Source organism: Nocardia sp. NPDC004168, from assembly GCF_040610355.1.
Lineage (GTDB): Bacteria > Actinomycetota > Actinomycetes > Mycobacteriales > Mycobacteriaceae > Nocardia > Nocardia sichangensis.
Genome location: NZ_JBEXME010000078.1, coordinates 1 through 4,927, shown reverse-complemented (window position 1 = coordinate 4,927; position 4,927 = coordinate 1). Strand labels below are relative to the sequence as shown.

The 4,927-nt window shown below is 60.8% G+C and carries 2 protein-coding genes and 2 pseudogenes; 3 read left to right on the top strand and 1 reads right to left on the bottom strand.

All coding sequences use genetic code 11. The features are described 5' to 3' along the window. Positions 1-334 precede the first annotated feature (334 nt). From ABZW96_RS37260 to ABZW96_RS37250, 3 genes and pseudogenes are all read left to right on the top strand, one after another. A complete protein-coding gene (locus ABZW96_RS37260; RefSeq protein WP_355081558.1) occupies positions 335-706 on the top strand; it encodes a hypothetical protein in 372 nt (123 codons plus the stop codon). Between the two features lie 716 nt (positions 707-1,422). After that, positions 1,423-1,869, top strand: a complete 447-nt coding sequence (locus ABZW96_RS37255) for a DUF4440 domain-containing protein (protein ID WP_355081556.1) — start codon at positions 1,423-1,425, stop codon at positions 1,867-1,869. A gap of 1,296 nt (positions 1,870-3,165) precedes the next feature. Continuing rightward, a pseudogene (locus ABZW96_RS37250) lies at positions 3,166-3,603 on the top strand (IS3 family transposase); the annotation flags it as partial. A 225-nt stretch (positions 3,604-3,828) separates the two neighbouring features. Here the strand turns inward: ABZW96_RS37250 and ABZW96_RS37245 are convergent. Further along, positions 3,829-4,503: pseudogene (locus ABZW96_RS37245) on the bottom strand (integrase core domain-containing protein); the annotation flags it as partial. Positions 4,504-4,927 lie beyond the last annotated feature (424 nt).

Sequence of the window (4,927 nt, the reverse complement as noted above, 5' to 3'; positions counted from 1 at the left end):
CCAGAGTCACACGTCCATTATGACCGCCTGCCCCAATTCGTTCGCGGGCGGAATGCTCGATTTCGGCTCACTTCGGCCGCGGACAGGCGGTGAGGGCTCGGTGGCCATTCCAAGACGTTCAATTTATTACAATTTTCACTTCAAATTTCTTCAACAAGCACTTCGCTCTGACCGACTAGCGCATCGGCGTGTTCTACTGTGTCTGCACCGTGATGGATGTATGGGAGCCGCAGTAGTGACGCCGCACTCGGCGTATGTAGTCGACTTGTTTGGTGGGTGATTTTGCACGACTAGACTATTGTGCGCGCTGATATGTATACTAAGGAGATTGGATGTGAAGGCACCTGTCGTCGTGGCGCGTATTAAGATAATCATCATCGCGGCTTGGATTACCGCCGCAGCCGTTACTACGCAGCCGACGAGTGGCGTTGTCGCTGTCGGAGAAAGTGCAATTATCAATGGAATACTTTATCAAGACAAGTATTATCGCGACCTCGACAAGTGTATAAAACTTGGCACCTTGGATATTGTTGTGGAGAACCGCACCGACGGCCGTACCGCGCTTATCTATGAGTCCGATAACTGCGCTGGCGCTGTCGTAGGCTCTGTGGGGCCGAGTGCAAAGGGGAGCGCCTACGGTGCCAGCCTCGACTTCAAAATTGTTTCCAGCGGAGCTTCCGAGAGCGGACACTCGGGGGGTTATTGATTCACTTTTCCTGGGTCTAACCCGCTACGTATCCTCGCGTATATTTCCTGCTAAGAAACTCTCCTGCTACGTGCGACGGCCGTACCCGGCTGGCAGCGGTAGGAGGCGTGATTTGCGGTGACCGTGGTCGCCAAATCGGCGGTGCAGATGGTCGACGACGGTATCCGGTGCCCAGTACCGGTTGCGGTTTGGGATGCGGCGCCGATATCGGCAGGTGTCTGCAGGGGCCGACGACGGGCTGAGGTGAAGGTCGCTAGTGTGCATCACGCGGACGGTGTCGAGGCCGCTGTCGATTACGGTGCGGTGCCGCATGCCCCGTCGATCACCGCCCGCTGATCTGCGCCGCCGTGCCGCCGCCCTGCGTACGCGGGCTGAACTCCGGCCACAGCTGCTCCCTCAACGCCACAGCTCGTCCGGCACCAAACGACTGGACAACTCGCCGATCCTGATTGAACATCGTGCGCCGGAACTTTTTTCGGTACGCCAAGAACGCCTCACGCCGACATGGAACGGTCTATGCGTGACTTTTATCGTGAATGTTGTCCGACGGCCTTCGCAGGTCCGGCTAAATTGGTTAAAAACTTACCATACTTTGACATCGCATTGTGCAGTATTGCAGTATGGCAGGAAATGCGTAAAATTTTTACCCAGCTGCTGAACGCAAACTGTAGTTGATACTATAGTATTAGGTCGTGTGTTCGGTACTTGGAGGAAACATGGATACCCGTCCGGCTTTCGGTGAGTCGGGCGCTCGGGATGTCGCTGATGAGGTGGCCAAACGGCTGGCTCACGGTTTGCAGTACGCGCTTGAAGCTGGCCATGCGGACGCGTACGACGAGCCTTTGGCAGCCGATGTTCGTTGGGGTGGGCCGTTCGGTGCCCTCGTCGTCGGCTATGATAGGCTAATTCAGCTTCACCGGGCCCTGATGCAGCGCAATACCGCCCCACCTTCGCGGTTCGAGGTAGTGGACGCTTTCTCGCCAGCGTTGGGAATTGTCGTGGCCCAAATTCGAAGGCAGGCAGTAGATCCATCGGCGTTCTCAGAAGTCGCGATGTACGTTCTTGTCGAGCGGGATGAGCGCTGGTGGGTCGCAGCCGCCCAGAATGCCCCGATCGATCCAACGCGGTCGGCGATACGTCTGAGCGACGAAATTCATAGTTGAGGCTCTGCTGCGACCGATAGCTGGGTGCACTCAGTTTCTATGCGCCACTCCGCGCTATTCGCTGTCGTCGCACGCTGGATATAGCGATTGCCCGTTGTCTTCCCGCCGACCTGGAGGCTTAAAGGCGGTGTCGCTAACTTCGTTTCAAGCCGCTGCGTCGTGGGTGATCGGCAGAGTCCGCGGTGTTCGGGGAGCACGTGAAGGAAACCGCAGCGGCGCCGGGCCAAGCAGATGAGGGTGGTGTGGTCTTTGTCGTACCGGCTGGCTGGCGGGGTCGTGCAGTGTGGCGAACCCAGACGGGAGCAACGCCTGTTTCAGCTTGTAGGTGCCGGGCTCGCCGGGTGCTCACCGCGGATAGAACTGCCGAAGAGGCGGGTGACCGGAGCGATGCCCGGCGTAGGCGACCGAGCGGCTGGTCGAGGCAAGGCTGGCGCTGTCACCGACTTCGAGCAGGATGGGGACTCCGCTCCTGACTTCGATGCCGGGCATCGAAGTCAAGACTTTGCAAGGGGATGCGCATCGAGCATCTTCTCGATGTCTTCGGTGACCAATCTGCCTTGCTGGAGAACAGATTTGAGCTGGGCAGCCGCTTTCGGTAACCGACTTCGGCGGCCTTCGCGCCAGGACGGTCACGGTTTGGGCGGGCAGTGCGGTCAAGACCTCCTCGACGAGCCAGGCTCCCATGCGGGGTGTGTCTGACCGCGATAGCGGTTGATTCCTACGTCCTGCTGCACGGATTCCGTGCGGGTCCACCGCAGCAAGTCTTACGCACGGCTGGTGGGCGATCTCGGACCCAAGGCGCGTTCAAGAGTCGGCTGGATGCTGGTGAGCCTGGCTTCTTCGGTCAGCACAAAGCGATACCGATCGGGCATCAGAGGCCGGCTCCCGCGTTACGGAGATACCTGAAATGCGGCCCTGTCTCGATCAGCGGTCCATCCGATGCCACCGGCACTCGGCGACCGTCACCATCCCACCCGGATCATGCGGAAGACAGGGGCCAAGAAGTCACACCATGGGCTGTCGATGATCTTCGAAGAGCGCTGACGAGGGCTGATGTTCCCCTGGTTTTCCGGAGTTGGTTTGCTTGACTCTTGGTCACGAAGTCGTCGAACGAGACTTGTTCGTGCCAAGGCGTTATCCCGATCCGGTCGCGCAGGTAGCTGCGGACCTGGGCATCAGCGACCAGACGATCTATGTCTGGCGTAAACAGGAACTGATCGACACCGGTGAGATACCGGGCGCGACCAGCGCCGAGCAGTCCGAACTGGCCGCGGCCAAGCGCCGCATCCGAGAACTCAGGTCTACTGCGCGGTCGTGCTCGACATTTATTCCCGGCGGGTGGTCGGCTGGTCGATCGACTCGACCCAAACCGCGGCGCTGGTCACCAACGCGCTCGGGATGGCGATCTCCAACAGATCGCCGGAGTCGGGCACGATCATTCACTCCGACCACGGCGTTCAATTCACCTCGTGGGCCTTCACCGACCGGGCCCGCAAGTCAGGGCTGGTGCCCTCGATGGGCTCGATCGGCGACTGCTACGACAACGCCGTCATCGAATCATTTTGGGGCAGAATGCAAACCGAGCTACTCAACCGGCAACGCTGGAAAACGCGCATCGAGCTGGCGAACGCGATCTTCGACTACCTCGAGATCTTCCACAATCGGCGCCGCCGTCACTCAGCCCTCGGTATGCGGACTCCGATCGAGTACGAAATGATGCAACCGTCCATCTAACCCGTGGCCTGAAGTCCAGCATGTCGACTCCACGAAGCCGGGGGAACAACAGATCAGGACACCGAAGTGGCCAGGACGGCGTCGGCCGCTTCGACTCCGCAACGGACAAGTCCAACCGAAGGACACCTGCGTAGGGCCAGTAATTGTATGAGTCACGTCTTCGAGCCGGGCGACCGCCGCCTACCCTGGTCGGCCAGTCCCAGACCAGCCACCCGAAGACTCACAGTGGTTGTAGTCGTCCTTCCAGTCGCTGTCCACGACCCGGGCCTGGGTCAGCGACCAGAAGCTGTTGATGTTGAGGCGTTCGTCGCGCAGTCGGCCGTTGAACGATTCGATGTAGCCGTTGCGCCAAGGCTGTCCAGGTGGGATGAACGCCATGCCGACGCGTTCACCGGCCCAGTCCCGCATCGCGTGGCATGCCAGTTCCGGGCCGTTGTCACGACGCAACTCGGCAGGATATCCGCGGACGGCGGCGATACGGTCGAGGTCGTCGATGAGCCGGTCGGCGGTGATGGAGCGTTCGACCAGCCCGCCCAGGCATTCACGAGTGTGCTCATCGACCACAGGCGTTGGATCTTCTTGTGATTCACCGCCCAGCCCTCGCCGCGGGCGTCGTGGTAGGCGCGACGGAACCCTTGACGTGGGTGGTTGCGTGCCCAGTCACGCAACCATGCCCGCAACGGGGCATCGCGATCCGTGGGCTGCTGCGCTCCCGCAGGACGGCGCTGGGTACTGCGATGCTGCCCGGTCACCCGGCAGGCGAACCGTTCGCTGACGCCCATGAGGCGCATCAGATGCGCCACGGCCGCCCGCCGGCGTTCCGGGTCTAGAAGTTTCCAGTCATGATGGAGTTCGCGCATCGCACCGACCGAGCCGGGTCTGACCCAGAATTTTCCTGACCTCCACGGGGTGTCTTTCGAAGGACCCGTCGGCCCGCGTCCCGAGTGGTGCGGTGGGCCGAGCATGATGGCAATTTGCTCACCGCATCGTCCGGATTCAAGTTTCCTGACCCCTGGTGGTGTCCTTCTCGGGACCGGTCGGCCCGGGTTCGGACCGGTGCGGTGCGCTCCCCGAAGTCCCACCCAGGTCCTGCGCATCCACGGTCGTGACCTGATAGCGCCTCTGTGTGTCAAGCAGCCATGGTTGGTGCGTGTTGGTGATCTCGGATCATTCGGCGGAAGACGACGTTGGCCAGACGACGTTTGAGGGCCCGACGGGCTTCGGCGGTGTCTTAGTGCCTGTGTATGAACTGATCATTTCGGGATCGGGTGGGTTGTGAGGCGGGCGAGTCGGCGCCGCATGACCAGGGTCATGGCCCACAGGA